16 protein-coding genes are annotated in these 20,400 nt (G+C 64.7%); 6 read left to right on the top strand and 10 right to left on the bottom strand.

Going from position 1 to position 20,400, the window contains the following annotated elements:
- Positions 1 to 36 precede the first annotated feature (36 nt).
- Together HDE78_RS05180 and HDE78_RS05185 are read left to right on the top strand one after the other, a co-directional pair.
- The gene (locus HDE78_RS05180; protein WP_179477443.1) at positions 37 to 666 is read left to right on the top strand and encodes a glutathione S-transferase family protein; all 630 of its coding nucleotides are present in this window, start codon (positions 37 to 39) and stop codon (positions 664 to 666) included.
- Positions 667 to 697: 31 nt separating this feature from the next.
- Entirely contained in the window at positions 698 to 1,840 is a 1,143-nt protein-coding gene (locus tag HDE78_RS05185; protein ID WP_179477444.1) for an SLC13 family permease, read from the top strand.
- Between the two features lie 12 nt (positions 1,841 to 1,852).
- Here the strand turns inward: HDE78_RS05185 and HDE78_RS05190 are convergent, their stop codons facing one another.
- The 4 genes from HDE78_RS05190 to nudE form a co-directional block, all read right to left on the bottom strand.
- The gene (locus tag HDE78_RS05190) at positions 1,853 to 2,626 is read right to left on the bottom strand and encodes a DUF4097 family beta strand repeat-containing protein (RefSeq protein ID WP_179477445.1); all 774 of its coding nucleotides are present in this window, start codon (positions 2,624 to 2,626) and stop codon (positions 1,853 to 1,855) included.
- Between the two features lie 134 nt (positions 2,627 to 2,760).
- Positions 2,761 to 3,570 carry a nucleoside triphosphate pyrophosphohydrolase gene (gene mazG / locus HDE78_RS05195; RefSeq protein ID WP_179477446.1) on the bottom strand — a complete coding sequence of 270 codons (810 nt, stop codon included), beginning with the start codon at positions 3,568 to 3,570 and terminating at the stop codon, positions 2,761 to 2,763.
- A gap of 37 nt (positions 3,571 to 3,607) precedes the next feature.
- Positions 3,608 to 4,423: a 3'(2'),5'-bisphosphate nucleotidase CysQ gene (cysQ, locus tag HDE78_RS05200; RefSeq protein ID WP_179477447.1), complete on the bottom strand. Its 816-nt coding sequence runs from the start codon at positions 4,421 to 4,423 to the stop codon at positions 3,608 to 3,610.
- A 24-nt stretch (positions 4,424 to 4,447) separates the two neighbouring features.
- A complete protein-coding gene (gene nudE / locus HDE78_RS05205; protein ID WP_179477448.1) occupies positions 4,448 to 5,005 on the bottom strand; it encodes an ADP compounds hydrolase NudE in 558 nt (185 codons plus the stop codon).
- Positions 5,006 to 5,326: 321 nt separating this feature from the next.
- Here nudE and HDE78_RS05210 point away from each other — a divergent pair, with 321 nt between their 5' ends.
- Both HDE78_RS05210 and HDE78_RS05215 read left to right on the top strand, forming a co-directional pair.
- Positions 5,327 to 6,280 carry a triacylglycerol lipase gene (locus HDE78_RS05210; RefSeq protein ID WP_179477449.1) on the top strand — a complete coding sequence of 318 codons (954 nt, stop codon included), beginning with the start codon at positions 5,327 to 5,329 and terminating at the stop codon, positions 6,278 to 6,280.
- Positions 6,281 to 6,306: 26 nt separating this feature from the next.
- Entirely contained in the window at positions 6,307 to 7,314 is a 1,008-nt protein-coding gene (locus HDE78_RS05215; protein WP_179477450.1) for a lipase secretion chaperone, read from the top strand.
- A gap of 31 nt (positions 7,315 to 7,345) precedes the next feature.
- On the opposite strand, the gene HDE78_RS05220 is transcribed toward HDE78_RS05215, so the two are convergent.
- Together HDE78_RS05220 and HDE78_RS05225 are read right to left on the bottom strand one after the other, a co-directional pair.
- Entirely contained in the window at positions 7,346 to 8,125 is a 780-nt protein-coding gene (locus HDE78_RS05220) for an inositol monophosphatase family protein (RefSeq protein WP_179477581.1), read from the bottom strand.
- Positions 8,126 to 8,127: 2 nt separating this feature from the next.
- Positions 8,128 to 8,952, bottom strand: a complete 825-nt coding sequence (locus HDE78_RS05225; protein WP_255457640.1) for a type II secretion system protein N — start codon at positions 8,950 to 8,952, stop codon at positions 8,128 to 8,130.
- Between the two features lie 57 nt (positions 8,953 to 9,009).
- Between HDE78_RS05225 and HDE78_RS05230 the strand changes: the two genes are divergently transcribed.
- A complete protein-coding gene (locus HDE78_RS05230; protein ID WP_179477451.1) occupies positions 9,010 to 10,380 on the top strand; it encodes an adenosylmethionine--8-amino-7-oxononanoate transaminase in 1,371 nt (456 codons plus the stop codon).
- A gap of 5 nt (positions 10,381 to 10,385) precedes the next feature.
- Here HDE78_RS05230 and HDE78_RS05235 read toward each other — a convergent pair whose 3' ends face one another.
- Entirely contained in the window at positions 10,386 to 10,673 is a 288-nt protein-coding gene (locus tag HDE78_RS05235; protein ID WP_179477452.1) for a hypothetical protein, read from the bottom strand.
- A gap of 308 nt (positions 10,674 to 10,981) precedes the next feature.
- On the opposite strand from HDE78_RS05235, the gene HDE78_RS05240 reads away from it, so the two are divergent.
- Positions 10,982 to 11,716, top strand: a complete 735-nt coding sequence (locus HDE78_RS05240; RefSeq protein WP_179477453.1) for a 16S rRNA (uracil(1498)-N(3))-methyltransferase — start codon at positions 10,982 to 10,984, stop codon at positions 11,714 to 11,716.
- A 35-nt stretch (positions 11,717 to 11,751) separates the two neighbouring features.
- On the opposite strand, the gene HDE78_RS05245 is transcribed toward HDE78_RS05240, so the two are convergent.
- The 3 genes from HDE78_RS05245 to HDE78_RS05255 are packed head-to-tail and all read right to left on the bottom strand — an operon-like array spanning position 11,752 to position 20,269.
- Positions 11,752 to 12,285: a chemotaxis protein CheW gene (locus tag HDE78_RS05245; RefSeq protein WP_179477454.1), complete on the bottom strand. Its 534-nt coding sequence runs from the start codon at positions 12,283 to 12,285 to the stop codon at positions 11,752 to 11,754.
- Positions 12,282 to 14,030: a chemotaxis protein CheB gene (locus HDE78_RS05250; RefSeq protein WP_179477455.1), complete on the bottom strand. Its 1,749-nt coding sequence runs from the start codon at positions 14,028 to 14,030 to the stop codon at positions 12,282 to 12,284. Before HDE78_RS05250 ends, HDE78_RS05245 begins: the two co-directional genes overlap by 4 nt.
- Complete coding sequence (locus tag HDE78_RS05255; RefSeq protein ID WP_255457641.1) at positions 14,027 to 20,269, bottom strand: Hpt domain-containing protein; 6,243 nt, start codon at positions 20,267 to 20,269, stop codon at positions 14,027 to 14,029. The genes HDE78_RS05250 and HDE78_RS05255 overlap by 4 nt, the downstream gene beginning before the upstream one ends.
- Positions 20,270 to 20,400 lie beyond the last annotated feature (131 nt).

A 20,400-nucleotide genomic window follows, 5' to 3' on the forward strand; every position in this document is an offset into this window, starting at 1 on the left:
TTTCTCCATCATCACGGCAGCGCGCGGAAAGCACCTATGTATACGCTCTATTATTCGCCGGGCACGGCCAGCATGGTCGTGCATCTGGCGCTGCTGGAAATCGGCGCCCCGCATGAGCTGCGGCTGGTCGACTTTGAAGCCGACGAGCAGCACGACGCCGAATATCTGAAGCTCAACGCCGGTGGCGTCGTGCCCACGCTGGTGATCGACGGCCGCGCACTGACCGAGTCTGCGGCGCTGCTGATGATGCTGGCCGAGCGTCACCCGGAGACGAAGCTGGCACCCGCGCCTCGCACACCTGAGCACGATGCCTGGACGCAGTGGATCGTCTATCTCAGCAATACGCTGATGTCGACCTATCGGCTTTGGTTTTACCCAGCCGAACTGGGCAGCAGCGAGCACGATCCGGCGATACGCGCAGCGCTGCAGAAAAAAATCGAAAGCGTGTGGGACCGGCTTGAGACGCATCTGAAAAATCATGGTCCGTACCTGCTGGGTGCGGAATTTTCCGGCGCAGACCTGCTACTGGCGATGCTGATGCGCTGGTCGCGCAACATGCCTCGACCGGTAAGCGAATGGCCGGCATTGAGTCGGCTGGCCGACCTCATCCGCGCGCGCCAGAGCTGGCAAAAGCTTTACGCGATCGAAGGGCTGAGCGGATGGTGATGACGCCATTAGACTGCAGGCGCGCTGTCGCATGAGTAACTCGGCAGTGTCCAAAACCGTACGCCTTACCTGGCACCAAAAACTGAAAAGCGAGTGGTTGCTGGTGGTATTCGGCACGCTGACGATTTTGCTGGCCCTGATCGATCCGCAGCCGCTGTCGCGTTATCACCAATGGCTGCAGCTGCCCACGCTGGCCGGCCTGATGGGCTTGCTGATCGCCATTCAGGGCATCCGCGACAGCGGACTGGTGCAGCGCGCGGCCGTCGGTGTGGTGGCGCGGGCGCATTCGCTGCGCGGGCTGGGCCTGCTGCTGGTCGCCGCCACGGCGATAGTGTCGATGGTGCTGACGAACGACGTAAGCCTGTTTCTGATCGTGCCGCTGACCGTCGCCATCGGCGGCATGTCCAACCTGCCCGTGCTGCGCATGGTGGTGCTGGAGGCGTTGGCGGTGAACGCCGGCTCCACCCTGAGCCCGATCGGCAACCCTCAAAACCTGCTGTTGTGGCAACACTCGAAGATGCCGTTTCTGCATTTCGTGCTGGGTATGCTGCCGGCCGCCGTGGTGATGTTTGCACTGCTGGCGGCATTCACCCTGCTATGGCTGCCGCGCGGCAGCATCGAGCTGAGCAGAGAAAAGATGGACGGCCAAACGATTTCTCGCCGACTGGGCATGGCGTCGATGATCGCGCTAGCCGGCATGGTGGTGGCAATGGAATACGATCAGGCGGCGCTGGGAGCGGCCGCGCTGCTGGCGCTGTTTGCGCTGTTTGCACGCGCCAGCCTGGCGCGCATCGACTGGCTTTTGTTGGTGACGTTTGCCGCGATCTTTCTGGGGCTGGGCCACTTCGCCGAGCTGCCGCTGATTGAACACGCGCTGGATCAGTTCGATTTCAAACAGCCGCTGACGGTGTTCCTCGGCGGCATTTTCGCCTCGCAGGTGATCAGCAACGTGCCGGCGACCGTGCTGCTGCTCGACCGCACGCCCGATGCGATCGCTCTGGCCGTGGCGGCGAACGTCGGCGGCTTCGGCCTGGCGATTGGCTCATTGGCCAACTTGATCGCGCTGCGGCTCGCGAAGCAGCCGCACGGGCTGCGACTGCTTCATCTGGTCTCGATTCCGTTTCTGCTGGTGAGCGCGCCTCTGGTGTATCTGGCGTGGCGCCTCTTGGGCTGAAGTCCGCGCGACTCAATCGTCGTCGCGCGGCAGGCTGAGCTTGCCCTTGACGCGCGCATGGATGACGTCACCGCTGCCCATCGCGCCGAGGCTGAAGCTGCCGCCGACGTCCTTGACGCCCAGGTCGCCCGAGCCCAGCGTGTCGGCATGCACGCTGCCGGCGACCTTGCGCAGCATGACGTCGCCCGAACCGATGCTGCCGATCTTTGCGTCGCCCTTGATGCCTTCGATCTTGACGTCGCCCGATCCCACCGACGTCAGCTCGAGGCTACCGATGTCGTTGGCATCGATGTCGCCAGCTCCCAAGCTGGCGGTGTACTTGCCTGCGACATGGCGTACATGCAGATCGCCGGAATTCACGTGACTCTGCAGCTGCTGCACGCCATTGACCGTGGCATTGCCCGAACCCACCCCCAGCGTTACCGGCATGCGCGCCGGTAGCTGCATGTTGATATCCAAATACGCATAGGAGCTGCCAAAAATATTCGAGGGCGCCTGACTGTCGGCGCCGATGTCGATCAGCAGCTGATCGCCGGCGAGCTTCTGGCTGACCTGCAGGCTGTTGAGCACCGCGTTGTCCGACGTGCAGGCGTGGCCTGTAATGATCAGCTTCTGCGCCGCGTTGTTGGCGATCAGGTGCAGGTTGTGGCTATGCACTTCGATCTGCACCGCTTTCACGCCGGCCAGATTGATCTGCATGCTGCGCGGCGCCTGGTATTTGCACGGCGCCGCCGCGAACGCGGATACCGGGGCCAGCAATAAAACGGCGATAAAAAGACGGCGCATGGTGGAATCCGTAACGAGGCAATGCTCGTAGGATGCCACCGTAAGCAGAAAGGTTGCACGCTTGCGTGTCGCTCGTATGCCGTGATCGTGCGCGGGCGCATGAAATTCCCGATGAAATCGGTGCAATCGGCGGGTTACTTGCGCTCGATCGCCTTGGCACGCTGCCAGAGCGCTTCCTGTGCGGCAAGATCTTGCTGTGCGAAATGCTCACCATCGGCGGCAGCTAGCCGCTCCATCTGGCGAAAGCGCCGCTCGAACTTGGCGTTGGCGTGCCGCATCGCGCGCGAGAAATCGACCTTGGCGTGCCGCGCCAGATTCACCATCACGAACAGCACGTCACCGATCTCATCTTCCAGCCGCGCGGAATCGGCACCGGCAGCGAACTCGGCGCGCACCTCGTCCACTTCTTCGGCCAGCTTGGCCAGTACCGACGATGGCTCGGGCCAGTCGAATCCCACGCTGGCGGCGCGCTCCTGCAATTTGCGCGCACGCTGCCATTCCGGCAGGCCGGACGAAACACCCGCCAGTGCGCTCTCGTCGACGGATGCTCCCTTGGCCAGGCGCTCGGCCGTCTTGATGTCTTCCCAGGCCTGTTTGCGTTCGGCTTCGTCGACAAATTGCGTGTCGCCAAACACGTGCGGATGGCGGCGCGTCATCTTGCGGCCGATCGCATCGGCCACGTCGGCAAAGTCGAACAGGCCTTTTTCCTTGGCCATCTGCGCGTGGAAAACCACCTGCAGCAGCAGATCGCCCAGCTCGTCGCGCAGATCGTCCCAGTCGCCGCGATCGATCGCATCGACGACTTCGTAGGCTTCTTCCAAGGTGTATGGCGCGACGGAAGCAAAGTCCTGCTTCACATCCCACGGGCAGCCGCCGTCGGGATCGCGCAATCGCGCCATGATCGCCAGCAGATCGTCGAGGCTGTACCGCGTCGTTTCAGTCATCGGGTTTGCTTCGGTGATTCGAAATGGAGCGCAGCGGCTACACGTAGCCGGTGCTGCGCAGGCGCGCGGCCCAGTCCACGCGGGTATCGCCGACGGCGATGAATTCGGGATTGAGCAGCGACTCGCCGCGGTTGTAGGTAAACGGCATGCCGTACAGATCGAGCACCGCGCCGCCGGCTTCCTGCAGCACGCATTGTGCCGCCGCCGTATCCCACTCGCTGGTCAGGCCGAGTCGCAAGTAGACGTCCGCGTCGCCACGCGCAATCAGACAGAACTTCAGCGACGAACCGAGCGGCAGCAGCTGATGGTCTTCACCCAGCAAAGTTTTCAGCATGGCGGTCTGCTCGCTGCCGTGCGAGCGGCTGCCGGCCAGTACCGGCGGCTGCGCCAGCGCACGCGCATGAATGCGCTGCCATTCGCCCCCTGCCTGCACCTGCAGCCACGCACCCCGGCCCTGCTCGGCGATGTACAGCTCGCCGGTGACCGGCGCCAGCACCACGCCGAGCACCGTGTGCTTATCGTCGATCAGCGCGATGTTGACGGTGAACTCGCCGTTGCGCTTGACGAATTCGCGCGTGCCGTCGAGCGGGTCGACCAGCCAGTAGCGCGACCAGTGCTGGCGCTGCGACCATGCCAGCGCCTTGGCCTCTTCCGACACAATGGGCAGCAGCGGCTTGAGCCGGGACAAGCCATCCAGGATCACCTGCTGGGCGGCCAGATCGGCAGCGGTAAGCGGCGACGCGTCGGCCTTGGTCTGCACCGAAAAATCGCTGCCGTAGATGGCCATGATGGCTTCGCCGGCGGCGCGCGCGATGTCGCCGATCTGCCGCGCGAACTCGGGTTCCGCACTCATCGAAATACACTCATGCGCGTCGACTCACTGACGCTTGAAGCGGCCGGCGAGATATTCGCGGGCCATGAAGAGCGCTGCGATCGAGCGACCCTCGGTCACGTCATCACGGCCGATGAGCGTATGCAGCTCGGACATCTTCCACGGCACCACTTCGAGCTCTTCCGGCTCGTCGCCGATCAGGCGCTCGGCATACAGATCCTGCGCCAGCACCACATGTGCCATGTGTGTCATATAGGACGGCGATAACGAGAGATTGTGCAAGATGGTGAGCTTACGCGCGCCAAAGCCCACCTCCTCCTTCAATTCGCGATCCGCCCCCTGCTCGGCGGTTTCATCCTGATCCAGCCGACCTTTTGGCAGCCCCAGTTCGTAGCGGCCGACGCCGGCGCCATATTCGCGCACCAACAGCACGGTCTCATCGTCCTGCATCGGTACGATGATCACGGCACCGAGCCCGCTGCTTTTCAGCCGCTCGTAAGTGCGGCGTTCGCCGTTGGAAAACTCCAGATCGAGCTGTTCGGCGCGCAGGAAATGGCTGTTCGCGATGTCTCGCGTGGCGTGGATGATGGGTGGTTTGCGCATCTCTGCATTCTAGCCTGCTGCCGGAAGAATGCGCCGCTGCGAGCCGCGACATACGCGTCACCAGGGAATGAATGTTTGCCGTACCCGTGTGCGTATGCACATGGCTTGATCGCGGCGTATCGACGGGGAAAGCACGCAGCCCCTCACTTCCTTATCTTGCGACGCAGCATGTAAATCACGGATATCCATGGAATTTTTGTTTGACGACCAAGAGGGCCGAATGGATACTCCTGCGTACGGGCGCTGATGCTGGGAGATTGCCGGGGGGCAGCGATGCGGTGGCCGTGAGGTCCGACTGACATCCATCCATAGGGGATTTGCATGCGCACGTTACGTCTTGCCTTTCAAGCCGCGTTGGCCACCTTGCTGCTTTCCATCGCCGTGTCCGCGGGCGCCAAAACCGCTGCCGCCAGCAGCAGTGGTTACACCCAGACCCGCTATCCGATCGTGCTGGTCCATGGCCTGTTCGGCTTCGATCAGCTGTTCGGCACCATTGACTACTTTTACGGCATCACCGACGGGCTGCGCAGCGGCGGCGCCACCGTCTACGTAGTCGAGCTCAGCCAGCTCGGCAATGACATCACCCGCGGCAACCAGCTCGTGGCCCAGCTGGAAAATCTGCAGGCGGTCTACGGTTACAGCAAGTTCAATCTGATCGGTCACAGCCAGGGCGGCCTCGACGTCCGCTACGCTGCGGCCGTACGTCCCGATTTGGTCGCCTCGGTAAGCACGTTCGGCACACCGCATACCGGCAGCGCCGTCGCGGATGGCATCGTGACACTGGCACCCGCGGGCAGTCCGCAGCGCGCGCTGGCGGTGGCGTTCACTACGGCGCTAGCGAATCTGATCGACACCTTCTCCGGCGGCAACAATCCGCAGAATGCAATTGCCGCGCTGACCCAACTTTCCACCAGCGGTACGGCGCAATTCAACGCGCAGTTTCCCGCCGGTATGCCCACCTCACCGTGCGGGTCCGGTGCGGCGGTTGTCAACGGCATCCGCTACTACTCCTCCGGCGGGACCTCGGTACTGACCAATGTGCTCGACCCCTCCGATGTGCTGCTTGGCATCGGCAGCACCTTTTTTAACGGCAGCGCCAGCGACGGCCTGGTCGGGCAATGCTCCAGCCACTGGGGCACGGTGATCCGCGACAACTACGGCTGGAATCACCTGGACGAGGTCAACCAGCTGCTCGGATTGCGCGGCGTGTTTTCATCCGACCCCGTAGCGGTGTACCGCGATCAGGCCAATCGCCTGAAAGATTTGGGACTTTGACGCCACGCCGCCGGCTACGTTTGGTGATGAGTACGCTGGCGCTGATCGGCGCGACGGCGCTGGTACGCTACGGCATCGCTCACATGGGCCCGGCGGAAACACCAGTTACGCCATCGCCAGCCGCGACGATCGCCGACACGCTGCAGGCATCGTCGCGCGAATCGGCCCCACCGCTTTTTGCCGCACAGCGTCGTGATCCGCACGACGTGCTTGCCAACGGCTCGCTGCGCGGCACTGAGCCGGACGGTGGTGTGAGTGTGGGCTTTGGCGGCCATCTCAAACCGGACATGGCCCTGCGCCGCCTGTTCGACTATTACCTCGTACTTCTGGGCGAAACCGATCTTTCGAGCATCCGTACCCTGCTGCACGACGACCTGCTGCGACGACGGCTCGATCCGCCGCTGATCGACGAAGTGATGGCGAGCTTCGATCGATACACGCACTATCAGCAGGCGGCTGTGGCGCTCGCCAACCAGCCCGGCCTGTCGATGGAACAGCAGCTGACGCAGGTCACCGCACTGCGGCGGCAGATGCTGGGCGATGAAACGGCCGAAGCGTTTTACGGTGACGAGCAGCGCCGGCAACAGCAATCCCTGCAGCGGCTGGCGATCCAGTCCGATACCAGCCTTTCGCCGGCAGAGAAGGCGCGGCGTCTGCAGGCGCTGGATGCAGCGCTGCCGGCGGCCGAGCAGGAAGCCCAGGCGCAGGTCTCGCTGGGCACGACGGTGCAGGAACAGACCGAGGCCTTCGACGCCGCGCAAACCGATGCCGATACGCGCCACGCCGAACGCGCGCAATTATTCGGCGATGCGGCCGCCGATCGCCTGCAGCAGCTCGATCAAAGCCGCGCGCAGTGGCAGGCGCGGCTCGATGCCTACACGCAGCAGAGTCAGGCCATTCAGGCCGACAGCACGCTCACCAGCGCACAGCAGCAGGCCGCACTGCAGCAGCTGCTGACCAGCAGCTTTCATGGCGGTGAACAAGTGCAGGTGCAAGCCATGCAGAGCAGTGGCTTGCTGGGCAAATCGAACTGAGCGCGCCGCGCGCTGCCCATCCTTCATGAGCTTACTGCCGGCGCAATCGATCCAGCGCCAGGGCGTGAATGGCCGGCGTGCCGGCCAGCACGCTGCGCGTATCCAGCGTCATCGGGCCGCCGTCGAGATCGGTAAACACGCCGCCAGCCTCGCGCACGATCACCACCAGCGCCGCGATGTCGAGGATGTTGACGTCCGACTCGATCACCAGATCGAGACTGCCGCGCGCGAGCAGATGGTAGTGACAGAAATCGCCGTAGCCGCGAATGCGGTTGCTGTCCCGGATCAACTGGCCGAGCGCATCCCAGCGCGCGTCGGCAGTAAGCGTCTTGACGTTGCCGATGGATAGGGACGCTTGGGCGATCGCGCTGGTGTCGGCAACGACGACGCGCTCGCCGTCGAGCCACACGCCGCCGCCTCGGCTGGCCCACATGGTCTCGCCGTAGATCGGTGCGCTGGAGACGCCGAGCACCAGCTCGTCACCGTCCATCAGCGCGATCTGGGTCGAAAAGAACGGCGTGCGCCGCACGAAACTCTTGGTGCCATCGAGCGGATCGACCAGCCACAGCAGGCCGCCGCGTTTGCCTTCCAGGCCAAACTCCTCGCCGTAGATCGCCGCCTCCGGCAATGCCGCCTGCAGAATTTTCCGGATGGCCTGTTCGGCTTCGCGATCGGCAATGGTCACCGGCGTGGCGTCGGACTTGATCTCGATCTCGACACCGCGGCGCCAGTAATGCCGGATGATTTCCGCGGCCGCTCCCGCAGCTTCGCGCGCGGCCGCCATGGCCTTGGTTGCAGTATCGGATGGCATCATCAGAGGGGCGTCCTGGAGGAGGTCGGCGCCGGCAGACCCATGGCCATGCCGCCGCTTCGTCGAATGTGCAGCGTGCCGTCGCTATCAGGCCGACCGAACTGGGCCAGCCAGTGGCGCAGCGCCGCGTCGGTCTGTCGAGCCAGCAAAGTCGCTTCCAGTCGCCAGCCCAGCGGGCTCAGCTGGAGCTGGCCATCTGCCTGCAGCGGGCCGTGGCCATCGTCATGCAGCTGCGCCGAGATCACGCCGTTCTGCGCCTGCGCCTGCAGCTGCAGTGCGCCGAGGGCGATATCGCTCCCGCGCGTTTTTATGGATGCCTGAGTCCACTGCGTATTCGCCTGCAGCTCCAGCGGCCAGCCGGCCTGCAGCAGGGCGTGCTCCACGCTGAGCTGCAGTTCGCCGCGCGGCCGCCCCTGCGGCAGCTTTGCCACGTAGGCATCGAGCACCGACAGATCCATACGGGCATGGACGTCGCGCCACTCGACCCGGCCCTGCGGCAGTTTGCGCATGGCCCCTGAAAAATTCAGCTGCGGACCGGCGAAATCCAGCTGCAGCTGGGCTTTCCCCAGCAAGGCCGAGCGCGATAGCTGCCAGCTCAGCTTGCCCAGTACCTGCCCGTCGCTGGTCGTGACCTGATCGGCATGGCCGTCCCAGAGCAGCCCACCGACCTGCTGCAGGCGCACGCCATGCAGCTGCGGCGCAATCCACAGCAGCGCCAGGCGGGCGGGCAAAAACCACACCAGCATCAGCACGACCAGCACCAGCAAGACCAGGGCAACCAGGCATTTTTGTAGCGTCTTCAACCGCCGATTCTCAACGTGATTCATCCGACCGTCTTCACCGCTGGGCTTGAGCGTCCAGCGCACAGCGCCGATGATAGCCGGATGACTCACTCCACAAGCAGCAACGCCGCGCTTGCCGCGCGCGACCTCAAACACCTGTGGCATCCCTGCACGCAGATGCACGATCACGACATGGCCGGCGTACCGATGGTGCCGATCGTGCACGGCGATGGCGCTTGGCTCATCGACGCCGATGGCAAGCGCTATCTCGACGGTATCAGTTCGTGGTGGACCAATCTGTTCGGTCACGCCAATCCACGCATCGCGGCCGCGCTGGCCGACCAGGCGCGCACGCTGGAGCATGTCATCTTCGCCGGCTTCACGCACGAGCCGGCGATTGCCTTGGCCGAAGAACTGGTACGCATCACGCCGCCCGGGCTGGATCGCGTATTCCTTGCCGACAACGGTTCGGCCGCGATCGAAGTCGCCCTGAAGATGAGCTTTCACTACTGGCTCAACCAGGGCCACGGCGAAAAGACCCGTTTTATTGCGTTGACTGGCAGCTATCACGGCGAAACGCTGGGTGCGCTGTCCGTGAGCGATGTGGCGCTGTATCGCAAGACGTATGCGCCGCTGTTGCTGACGCCGTTTCTTGCACCGTCGCCCGATACGTATGAAGGCGAGCCCGGCGAGCGTCCCGAGCAGATCGCCACGCGCCGACTGCTGGAGCTGCGTGCGCTGCTTGAGCGCCAAGCGCATGAAACTTGCGCCGTGATCGTCGAGCCGCTGGTGCAATGCGCCGGCGGCATGCGTATGTATCACCCCAGCTATCTCACGGGCCTGCGCGCTCTGTGCGACGAGTTTTCCGTGCATTTCATCGCCGATGAAATCGCGGTGGGATTCGGCCGCACCGGTACGCTGTTCGCCTGCGAGCAGGCGGCGACGACGCCGGATTTCATGTGCCTGTCGAAAGGCCTCACCGGTGGCTTCTTGCCGCTATCGGCCGTGCTGACCACGGATGCGATCTATCAGGCGTTCTACGCCGAGTACAACGCCGGCAAGGCATTCCTGCATTCGCACAGCTATACCGGCAACCCGCTGGCCTGTCGCGTGGCGCTGGAAACACTGGCGATATTCCGCGACGAGCCGGTGCTGGAACGCAATCGCCAGCTGTCCGCGCACCTGGCCAGGCGGCTGACGCCACTGCGCGATCACCCGCATGTCGGCGACGTGCGTCAGACGGGCATGATCGCTGCCGTGGAGCTGGTAGCCGACAAGCCCAGCCGCCGGCCGTTCGCCGCTGAGGACCGGCGCGGCATGCGCGTGTACATGGAGGGACTCAAACGCGGCGTCGTGCTGAGGCCGCTGGGCAACGTGGTCTACTTCATGCCGCCGTACGTGGTTACCGAATCGGATATCGATCGGCTGGTCGATGCGGCCATCGCCGGGATCGAAATTGCCGTCGTTAGCTAGAGCTCTCAGTGTCCGAGACTGATGCTGGGATCGAGCATCTGCAGCGCGTGCGCGTTGTCGATCGCGCCGGTGTTGCGCAACTCGTCGCGGCTGTAACTGCGCCCCGCCACCGGCAGGCAGTCACCTTTCTTCGGCGGAATCAGGCTGCCGGTGTTGCGCAGGCACGCGCGGTCGCCGGGTTTGATCAGGCGATGATCGCCGTCGGCCGTTTTTGACGTGGTTTTGCCCTGATCCGTCGAGCTTGTCGCCGGAACCGCCGAAGGTGAACTCTGCGCGGCCGCTGTCGCACCCATTGCCACACCCGCTGAAAGCGCAAGTGCCAGAACCATACGCTTGGACACGACCAATGTTGAAATCGTTGAATAAGACATAGCGAAACCTCGACAGCGCTGACGGGATACGTGGTGCCATGCTGCGCCGGTCGTCGCGCGCTGGCAACGAGACACGCTCGTTCATCTCGCTGACATTCAGTTTCCTTGGAACCTGTGGGGCTTGGGCGCTCGAGGCGAAAATCCGCCCAGCGGATGTCCGACAGGCTCCTGGCGCATTCGGCAGCGCGCGCCGGCTCGGTTATGCTGCTTTTTTACCGCGCGAACGCTCCATGCGAACCATCCGACTTCATATCGATCAGGCGCTGAATGTCGGCGCTGAGCTGGCGCTGCCAGCGCAGGCCAGCGAGCACGCCGTGCGGGTACTACGAATGGTGGCCGGTGATCCGCTGACACTTTTCAACGGCGACGGCTGCGACTACGCGGCGACCATCGTCGCTGTCAGCAAGCGTGAGGTAACCGTTCGGATCGACGCCAAGCTCGGCCTTACCAACGAGTCGCCGCTTGCGCTGACCCTGGCGCAGGGCGTGGCGCGCGGCGACAAGATGGATCTGATCGTGCAGAAGGCGACCGAACTGGGAGTAACCCGCATCGTGCCGCTGCTGACCGAGCGCTCGGAAGTAAAGCTCGATGCGGCACGTTCGGAGAAACGTTTGCTGCACTGGCGCGCCGTGGCGGCCAGCGCCTGTGAGCAAAGCGGTCGCGCACGCGTACCGGAAATCACCGCTGCGGTGCCGTTGGCGAAGTGGTTGGACGAGTTGGCCGACGATGGCGCGCTGCGACTGGCGCTGCTTCCTGAGGCGGCCAGATCGACTCGCGAACTGCGCTTCGGCGTCGCTGGCGGCGTACTGGTCGTGGGGCCGGAAGGCGGCCTGGGCGAGCGCGACATCAGTGCGTTGTACGCCGCCACGTTTGAAGGGCTAGGGCTTGGGCCGCGAATTCTCCGTACCGAAACCGCGGGACTGGCCGCGCTGGCGGCGCTTCAGGCGATTCATGGGGACGCCTGAAACCTGCAAATTCGCCTGTCTGAAAAAAACTTGATTCAGCCGCCGGTGCCCAACCATTCGGTGCTGTCGTGCGGCACCGGTGCCTCGGTCAGGTCGGCGTCGTCGAGCAGGCTCAGCAGCTCCGCTTCGAGCCACTCCAGATCGGGAATCATCGCCACGTCATCGCGCACCAGCACCTGTGCACGCACGCCCGGCGGCAGCGGAGTGCCGTCATGGGTCGGAATGATCAGCTCGGCGTTGAGCGTGGTCAGGCGCGGAAAGCCCTGTGTCAGCATCGCCACGAACGGCAGCTTCGGATTGCCGCCCAGCGCCTTGAGCACGGCCACACGAACGCTGGCTTCACTGTCGCCGGCCTCGCTCTTCGACAGCTGCGCAAACGACACCAGCGGTACGCGCCAGCCGCGCCAGGCGATGCGGCCCAGCAGCCATTCCGGCGCGTCGTTCACCGGCTCGGGCTTGCTGTAGGTAATGACCTCGGCGACGGTCGCATTGGGCAGCAACAGGCGCAGGTTGCTTACCGGCACCAGAACGCAGCGAATTTCACGCGGCAGCGGCTGTTCTTCACTCATGAAAACACCTCGATCAGATGCGCCGCCAGCTCACGGGGCGTACCGGAAAAACTGACCAACCGTTCGGCGGAAATACCGCTGACCATGTCGGCGGGATGTTCGTTGGCCGAGGACTCCACCCAGACCCTGCCGCCGCGATCGTGTACCGCCTGCGCGCCGGCCACCGCATCGGTGCCGCGACCGGCGAACACGATGGCGAGCGCGTCAGCACCGAACACATTGGCGGCCATGCTGAAACTGGCATCGATCGACGGCCCTTGCGATGCGTCGGCACCACTGGCCCGCAGCTCCATGCTGCCGTCGCGGATCAGGATGAGCTGCTGCCCCGCCGGCACGACGATGACTTCACCCACGCGGGCCCGGCTACCGTGCGTTGCGGCGCGCACCGGCAGCGCCGAGTGCTGGGCCAATGCGTCTACCAGGGTATCGACCGGCGTTGCGCCCAGATGCTGTGTGAGCACGAAGGCCAGCCGGCTGTCGGCGGGCAGCGCCGACAAAAAGCCGTACACCGATTCGCTACTGCCAGCCGCCGCGCCCAGCAGCACGATCTGGCTCAGGCTGTTGGCGCGAAAGGCCTCAGCCTCTTCGAAAGCCGTCGGTGCAACCGCCTCTTCCATCGAGAGCAGTTGAAGGCTCATCACCGCCTCGTCGTCCGCGTCAGCCTGCTCGGCATCGGGTGCGAGAAAATCCGCCGCGCTGACCTTGTGAATGCCGAAATCCGCCGCGTCGGCTTTCTCATCTGCCAGCGGCACATCATCGTCCTCCAGCAGCGACCAACTGTCCGGCACACGCGCCTGCGCGACAAGCGCGTCGGTCGGAATCTGCTGCGCGGCCCCTGCGGCCATCGGCGCGACGGTCGTATCCGTCAGTGGCGCCAGCTCCAGATGATCGAGCTGGAACACCGGTGGCGTCACGCGGCTTGGGCCGGCGTTTTGCTCTGCCGCGGCCACCTGAGACTCGCCCACCGATTCGGAGGCATCCGGCCTGTCATCGGCGCCGGCAGGCGGACCGAAGTGGCCATCGTGCAATGGCGGCAGCTCTTCGTCGTCGGTGAAACGCAGGCCGGAACCGGTGGGAGCCTCCTCGTCCACCGACAGATCGCCCGACGCCAGCAGGGCTTCCAGTTCGGCAGCCAGGTTTTCCGACTGCTCGCCGGCCGCGGGTGTACGCAACGCGTCGACATCGGCCCATTCCGATTCATCGGACGCGAACGACGGCGTTTCCAGCGTAAGGGCTTCGTGTTCGCTGTCCGCGCTCGGCGGCGTGGGTTGAATGTCCGTTTCGGCAACAGCGTGCAATTCAGGCGCCGACGCAAACTCCGCGGTCGCCTCTCGCGCGATGGCCGCTTCCAGCACGTCGCTGTTGATCACCTCGACGCCACGCGCGTGCTCGGGTCGCGGCGGATCGAAATCGCCCATCTCCAGCACCTTGACGGCGAGATGGCGGGCCCAGCGGGCGCGATCCCAGCCGGTCAGCGCGCGGCTGGCTTGCGCATCGTTGAAGACCACGCGGGGCTTGTCGCCGTCGATGACTTCGTACAGACGATCCAGCGCGTCGTCGGCGGAGTCGTCCAGGTTGACGACAAGCACCTGTGCGCCGACTTTCTCCAGCAAATCGCGCGAGAGGCTGGACATATCGCCTTCGTGCACGATACGCGCGCCGCACTCGCTCAGCGCATCGCGCAGATGTCCGCCCAGCTCGACGTCATCAAACAACAGGGCAACCGCCGGTGCGCCCTGACTCATGATTCGGCTCCGACGCGCTGCTCGAGCACCTCGCTGATCTGCACCAGCAGCTCCGCCTCCTGATACGGCTTGCCGAGATAGCGATCGACGCCGATATCGAAGGCGCGCTGGCGATGCTTGTCGCCGCTGCGCGAGGTGATCATGATGATCGGCACGTCGCGCAGCCGCGGATCGGCCTTCATGTGCGTGGCCAGCTCATAGCCGTCCATGCGCGGCATTTCGATGTCTAGCAGCATCAGATCGGGTACGCGCTCATGCAGTTTTTCGATCGCGTCGATGCCGTCCTTCGCCGTACTGACGTCGTACTCATGGCGCTCGAGCACGCGGCCGGTGACCTTGCGCATGGTGATCGAGTCATCGACCACCATGACCAGCGGCCGCACCCGTATCTCTTCGATCACCGGCGCCTGCACGGCGCTCAGACCGTCGGCGATACGATGCTGACGGCGCGTGATGCCGTGACGCACCAGCGGGGCCAGATCGAGAATGATCAGCACCGAGCCGTCGCCCATGATGGTGGCACCGAGCAGGCCGGGTACCGAGCTGATCTGCGGACCGACCGACTTGACCACGATTTCGCGCGAACCGAGCACCGCGTCGATGCGGATCGCCGCACGCAGATCGCCGGCACGCGTCAGCAGCAACGGCTGCTGTTCGCCGTCGGCCGGCAGGCCGGGAGGCAGGCCCAGCAATTCGGCCAGATCGTGGATGCCGTATTCCTCGTTGCCGTACTGGAAGGTCGGCTCGTCGTCGGCGAGGCGCACCGCCAGATCATCCGGACTGACGCGCGCCACGCCCTGCACCGAAGTCATAGGAATGGCAAAGGTCGCCTCGCCGATGCGTACCAGGATGGCCTGCGTCACCGCGAGGGTGAACGGCAGACGCAGCACGAAGACGCTGCCCTTGCCCGCTTCGGATTCGATCGACAGCGAACCGCCGAGCTGCTTGATCTCGTTGGCGACCACGTCCATGCCGACGCCACGACCGGCCAGTTGGGTCACCGTGCTGGCAGTGGAGAAGCCCGGCTGGGTGATCAGCGACAGCAGCTGGTCGTCGGTCGGCTTGGTGTCGGCACGCAGCAGACCGCGCTCGATACCGCGCTTGAAAATCGCCTCGCGATCCAGGCCCCGGCCATCGTCGCTGACGCGAATCACCACCTCGGTGGCTTCGCGCGCCACGCGGATATGCACCGCGCCCTCGCTGGGCTTGCCCGCCGCGCGGCGTTCCTCCGGCGACTCGATGCCGTGAGCGATCGCGTTGCGCAGCATGTGCTCGAACGGCGCCTTGATGCGGTCGAGCAGGTTGCGGTCCATTTCGCCGTGCGCGCCGTCCACGTAAAGCTGGGCGCTCTTGCCGTCTTCCTGCGCTGCCTGGCGCAGGGTGCGGCGAAGGTTGGGCACCATGGTGTCGAACGGCAGCATGCGCGTGCGCAGCAGGCCGTCCTGCAGCTCGGTGCTGACGCGCGACTGCTGGATCAGCAGCGTTTCCGCCTGACGGGTGAGCTCGTCGAGCAAGGTCTGAATGGACACCAGATCCGAGACCGATTCGGCCAGCGCGCGCGAGTATTGCTGCAGCTGCGAATAACGATCGAGCTCGAGCGGATCGAACACGGTCAGGCCCGCTTCGCGATGTTCGCGCTGGAAGCGCGCGATGATCTGCGCTTCGGTCTCGATTTCTAGCATGCGCAGCTGGCTGCGCAGACGCGACACGGTCTGCTCCAGTTCGACCAGGTTGAAGCGATAGCCGGCCACCTGTTGCTCCAGGCGCGAGCGGTAGATCGCCACTTCGCCTGCGTGGCTGACCAGGCTGTCGAGCAGATCGGCGCGAACGCGGATCTGCTCCTGCGACGATCGCACCTCTTCTTCCGCTTCCGGCAAGAGGTCGGGAAGATCGGGCAGATGTTCCGGCATCGTGACCGCAGGCGCCGTCGGGAGCAGCAGCGCACTGGCGCTTCTCGCAGGCGGTGCGGCGTCATCGATCGAGTTGGCGTCGTCGGACAGATTCGTCTCGCCGGCCAAGGCCAGCAGTTGATCGATCATGTCCTGCGGGTAATCGACCGTCTGGCCCAACGACACCGACTGCACCTGTTTGTGCAGACGATCGAACGCCGACTCCAGCGCGCCGATCAGCGGGCCGGTCTTGGACGGATCGCGGATGGGTTTTTCCAGCAGCGTTTCGATGGCGTGCGTGAGATCGCCCACGCCCATCAAACCGGCGATGCGCGCGCCGCCTTTGAGCGTGTGCAGGTCGCGCTGCAGCTCGGCCACGTACGAAAGCTCGGTTGGCGCATCGTGCCACTGCGCCATCACGCCGTCGGCGTGATCGAGAATTTCGCGCGCCTCGTCGATGAATACTTCCAGCAGATCCGCGTCGATGTGACCGGAGCCGGCCAGTGCGTAAACCTCGTCCTGGACCACTGGCGCGTCGTTCGCGACGACGCTTTCTTGCATCGGCTCGGCGGGCGCCTCGACCAGCTGATGGGGAGAAGCGGCTTCCTCGACATGCTGGACTGCGGCTTGCTGGGCAGCGGCAACTTCCTCGGCTCGCCGGGCGGCAGCGGCTTCCTCGGCCGCACGCGCTTCGGCATCGCGCTTTTCGGAAGCCAACAATTCGGCGGCAATTTCGTCGGCAGCCTGCTGCGCGGCCAGTTCGGCAGCGTGTTCAGCGGCAAGCTTGTCGATCGCCGCCTGCTCGGCCGCTGCCTGTTCGGCAGCCAGCTGCTCCGCCGCCGCGTGCTCGGCCGCCGCCTTTTCGGCGGCCAGCTGCTCGGCAGCAATGCGCTCGGCGGCAGCCACCTCGGGCTCGAACGCACCTAGCGCCGCGACCATTTCGGCGGCTAGCTCCGCATGACGCGCGTCGTCGGGATGGACTTCCGCGACGGTATCCGCTTCGGGCTCGTTCGCCGACGCCGCATCGACCGGCTCGGCGGCGTCATCGGCAGAGGTGTCGGTGCTTTCGTCGTGACCAGTCAGCTGTGGCACGGGATCAAACTCGGCGGCGTTGCTTGACGCATCCTCGTGCACGGTTTCCAGCGGCGCGTGGGCGCGATCGGCCGGCTCGTCCGCGTGCGCTTCGACCGTGTCGTTTTCGGCCGCGAATTCGTCGGCGTGCTGCGATTCGATCGCGTTTTCCTCGTCCGACTGCCGCTCGTAGACCACGTGCGCGATCTGCGATTCCGGGTAGCGGTCGCGCAGCGCGGCAATCTGCGCCGTCAGCGCATCGGCATTCGGCAGCTGCGGCTGGTCCACGTCGAACTGGCCCATCACATGGTCGACCAGATCCACCGTCTGTTCGAGCATGCGCACGCCCTCGGACGGCAGCGCAACGTTCAGCGCGCGCAGACGCTTGAACAAGCTTTCCAGCGGCGACAGCAGCTGGGTCAGCAGTTGGATATCGACCATGGCGATGGCGCCGTGCAGCGTGTGCACGGCGCGCAGCAAGTCTTCGCCGATCGGCAGCTCGATGTCGCTACGCTGGATGGCGCCGCGAATGGTGTGCAGATACTGCGCCACTTCGCTGCGCAGAATTTCCAACAGCACCGGATCCACCGGCGGCATCTCGGGCATCGATCTGTTCGGCTCGAACGACGTCGACCCGTCGCCTGCCGCAAGATTGTCGGCGGCGGTGTGCCCTTCGGTGAGGCTGGCTTCCGGCACTGCATCGGCGGCCGCCTGGGAGCGAGGAATGCGCCGCAGCACGACGCGACGAACCATCTCCGTCGCGGTCGACAGGTGATCTTCCACGCGGGTTCGCTGGCCAGCGGCCACTTCTTCCGCCGTTTGCATAATCGCGCTGAGCGGCGCCGTCGGCTCACCCTCGCCCTTGAGCGCCGCGAGCAGCTCCGGCAGGGCAGCGATCGCATGATGGAGCACGGCCTGCACGCCTTCGTGCGGCTCGATGCTGCCGTCGAGCACGCGATTGAGCATGTCTTCGACCTTCCACGCGAATTCACCGAGCACACCGGCACCGACCAGCCGACCCGAGCCTTTCAGCGTATGGAAAGAGCGTCGCAAGGTAACCAGCGAGGAAAGTTGGGTCGGCTCGGCCAGCCAGACTTTTTCGCCGTTGCGCAGGCTGTCGATTTCCTCCTGCATTTCTTCCAAGAAGATTTCGCGAATATCGTCGTCGATACCTTCCGCGTCGAAATTGAACACGGTTTTGCCAGCCAACGCGTCGCGCACCGGCAGCTCTTCGAACGCCTCTTCCTCGATCTCGATCCAGTCGTCGTACGGGTCGGCCGCGCCGGTATTTTCCGATGGCGGCGGCGCCGTCGTTTCCGTCTCGGTCAGACGCAGGCCGTCCAGATTGTGGGCCGCCGTGGCGGGCTGCTCGCTCTCGCCGACAAACAGATGGCCGAGATCGTCGCCGGGCAGCATGCTGACCGATTCGGTGAGATCGGGATGCGCCTCGTGCGCAAGTGTTTCGTCGTGCGCGGCTTCGTCGATGGATAGGCCAGCGGCGTGTTCGACGGCAGTCGGCTCGATGCCATCCGCCGGTTCGATCATCGTGGGCGGCGGCAACGCGCGCGCGGCGGGCAGCGGCCAGTAACCGAGCATGCCAAGGCTGTGCTCGGCCACGTCCAAGATATGATCCAGGCCACCGCGATGTTCGCGCGCGGCTTCCAGGTAATACTCCAGCGCCGCCAGCGCATCGGCCAGATGATCCATCTGCTCGCCGGAGGGCACCCGCCGGTCCATCAGCAGCTCTTCCGCCACGAAACGGCCCACGCCCTCGGCCAGATCGGCCGGACGCGGGGCGGAAAGCATGCGCAGTGCGCCGGCCACTTCGCCCATCAGAGCCGGCGCGACGGCCAGATGGCTATGCTCCCAACCGGATTCGACGAAGGCGATAATCGAGCCCTTGACGCTGCCGGTATTGGCGATCGCCTCCTGCATCAGCGCAGTGACCACGCCAAGCGCCTCGCTTCGCGGCAGGCCCTGCACCGCTTCGGTGGATTCCGTTTCGTCTTCGGAACCCAGACTTTCGATGTGGTCGTCCAAGGACGACTCGACGTAGAGCAACGCGCCGGCCACATCCAGCAGGGTTTCTTCGTCGGACTGGCGCAGTCGATTGGCGATTTCGTCGAGCACGCGGCGCTGTTCGATCACCACACGGCGCGGTACGTTCAACGCCAGCATGCCGAGCGTGTCGGCGACGCGCTCGAGCACTTCACTCTGCGAAGCGAGCTGCGACGGGTCGGCGTCTTCCTGGCGCAGGAAAAGATCGAGCGCTTCCTTGACGCGCAGCAGGTCGTCCTTCAGCGCGCGCGATACCGAATCGAGCAGGGCGCGGTTGTGTCCGGCCATCGAGCCGCGGGCATGCTCCAGTTCGGCGGCGTCGGGCAGCAAGCTATCCAGCGCATAGGTGACGCGCAGCTGTTCCATCAACGGGCTGCGTTCTTTCGACTGCGCCACGATGTACAGCATCTTGCAGCACACGTCGTCGGCATCGCCGCCGCGCAGGCTGATTTCGCCCTGCTCGATCAGCTGACGGATGCTGCGATCGACCTTGCCGATCAGCTGACGTATTTCGCCGGCAAAGCTTTTCAGCATGCCCTGCTCGAGACCTTCGAGCACGCCGGCGGAAATCCACCACAGCCGACGCCCGTGCACGTGATAGCAACGCGAGGCGATCGCCAGCAGTGTCGTGCGCATGCCGAGCAGCTGCTGCGCAGCGTCCTGCCCGCGGAACCAGCTCAAAAGCTGCTGCTGGAAACGCAGACGCAGATCCGCCAGCTCGCCGCGATGCGCTTCGGCATACGACTCGCTCATGGCGGCAGGCGCCTGCTCCGGCAGAAACGCATCCAGATTCGGATGAAACATCGCCGACTCGGTCAGCGCCGGCAGCTCGCGACTGGCGCGCAGATCGTTCAACAGCGGCAACAGCACCACCGGCACGTCGCGGTGGCCGCTGGAAAGGCGCTCCAGATAATCGGGCAACTGCATCAGGCCGCGCATCAGCGAAGCGTAGGCTTCTTCGCGGTGGGTGACCTGATCCTGCAGCAGCGCAACCGCCAGCGTTTCCATTTCCGCGGTGACCTGTGCGGCGCCGTACAGCTCGACCATCTGCAGGGTACCGCGCACCTGGTGCAAATACTCGGCGCACGAACGCATGGCATCGCGCTGCATCGGATGCTCGACGTAAGTCGCCAGCGCTTCGCGGGCGGTCGACAAGGTTTCGTCGAGCTCCGGCTTGACCCAGTGCAGCGTGGTGAAATCGATGTGGTCTTGAAGTCTCATGCGCCTCTCTCAACGATTGCCCAACAACGTTACGCAACCGACGAGCATGCCCCCCGTCCTGTGCTTGTATTCATCGCGCGGCGATCGGCGCGACGGATAGTTCGGTCAACTAGCTCACTCAACTCGTGCGA

Origin of the sequence: Rhodanobacter sp. K2T2, assembly GCF_013408815.1 — a bacterium.
GTDB lineage: Bacteria > Pseudomonadota > Gammaproteobacteria > Xanthomonadales > Rhodanobacteraceae > Rhodanobacter.

Bases quoted from the DNA above. Each gene is read 5' to 3' on its own strand.
- HDE78_RS05180 (WP_179477443.1), top strand. From the start codon at position 37: ATGTATACGCTCTATTATTCGCCGGGCACGGCCAGCATGGTCGTGCAT.
- HDE78_RS05185 (WP_179477444.1), top strand. From the start codon at position 698: ATGAGTAACTCGGCAGTGTCCAAAACCGTACGCCTTACCTGGCACCAA.
- HDE78_RS05190 (WP_179477445.1), bottom strand. From the start codon at position 2,626: ATGCGCCGTCTTTTTATCGCCGTTTTATTGCTGGCCCCGGTATCCGCG.
- mazG (WP_179477446.1), bottom strand. From the start codon at position 3,570: ATGACTGAAACGACGCGGTACAGCCTCGACGATCTGCTGGCGATCATG.
- cysQ (WP_179477447.1), bottom strand. From the start codon at position 4,423: ATGAGTGCGGAACCCGAGTTCGCGCGGCAGATCGGCGACATCGCGCGC.
- nudE (WP_179477448.1), bottom strand. From the start codon at position 5,005: ATGCGCAAACCACCCATCATCCACGCCACGCGAGACATCGCGAACAGC.
- HDE78_RS05210 (WP_179477449.1), top strand. From the start codon at position 5,327: ATGCGCACGTTACGTCTTGCCTTTCAAGCCGCGTTGGCCACCTTGCTG.
- HDE78_RS05215 (WP_179477450.1), top strand. From the start codon at position 6,307: ATGAGTACGCTGGCGCTGATCGGCGCGACGGCGCTGGTACGCTACGGC.
- HDE78_RS05220 (WP_179477581.1), bottom strand. From the start codon at position 8,125: ATGCCATCCGATACTGCAACCAAGGCCATGGCGGCCGCGCGCGAAGCT.
- HDE78_RS05225 (WP_255457640.1), bottom strand. From the start codon at position 8,952: ATGAATCACGTTGAGAATCGGCGGTTGAAGACGCTACAAAAATGCCTG.
- HDE78_RS05230 (WP_179477451.1), top strand. From the start codon at position 9,010: ATGACTCACTCCACAAGCAGCAACGCCGCGCTTGCCGCGCGCGACCTC.
- HDE78_RS05235 (WP_179477452.1), bottom strand. From the start codon at position 10,673: ATGGGTGCGACAGCGGCCGCGCAGAGTTCACCTTCGGCGGTTCCGGCG.
- HDE78_RS05240 (WP_179477453.1), top strand. From the start codon at position 10,982: ATGCGAACCATCCGACTTCATATCGATCAGGCGCTGAATGTCGGCGCT.
- HDE78_RS05245 (WP_179477454.1), bottom strand. From the start codon at position 12,285: ATGAGTGAAGAACAGCCGCTGCCGCGTGAAATTCGCTGCGTTCTGGTG.
- HDE78_RS05250 (WP_179477455.1), bottom strand. From the start codon at position 14,030: ATGAGTCAGGGCGCACCGGCGGTTGCCCTGTTGTTTGATGACGTCGAG.
- HDE78_RS05255 (WP_255457641.1), bottom strand. From the start codon at position 20,269: ATGAGACTTCAAGACCACATCGATTTCACCACGCTGCACTGGGTCAAG.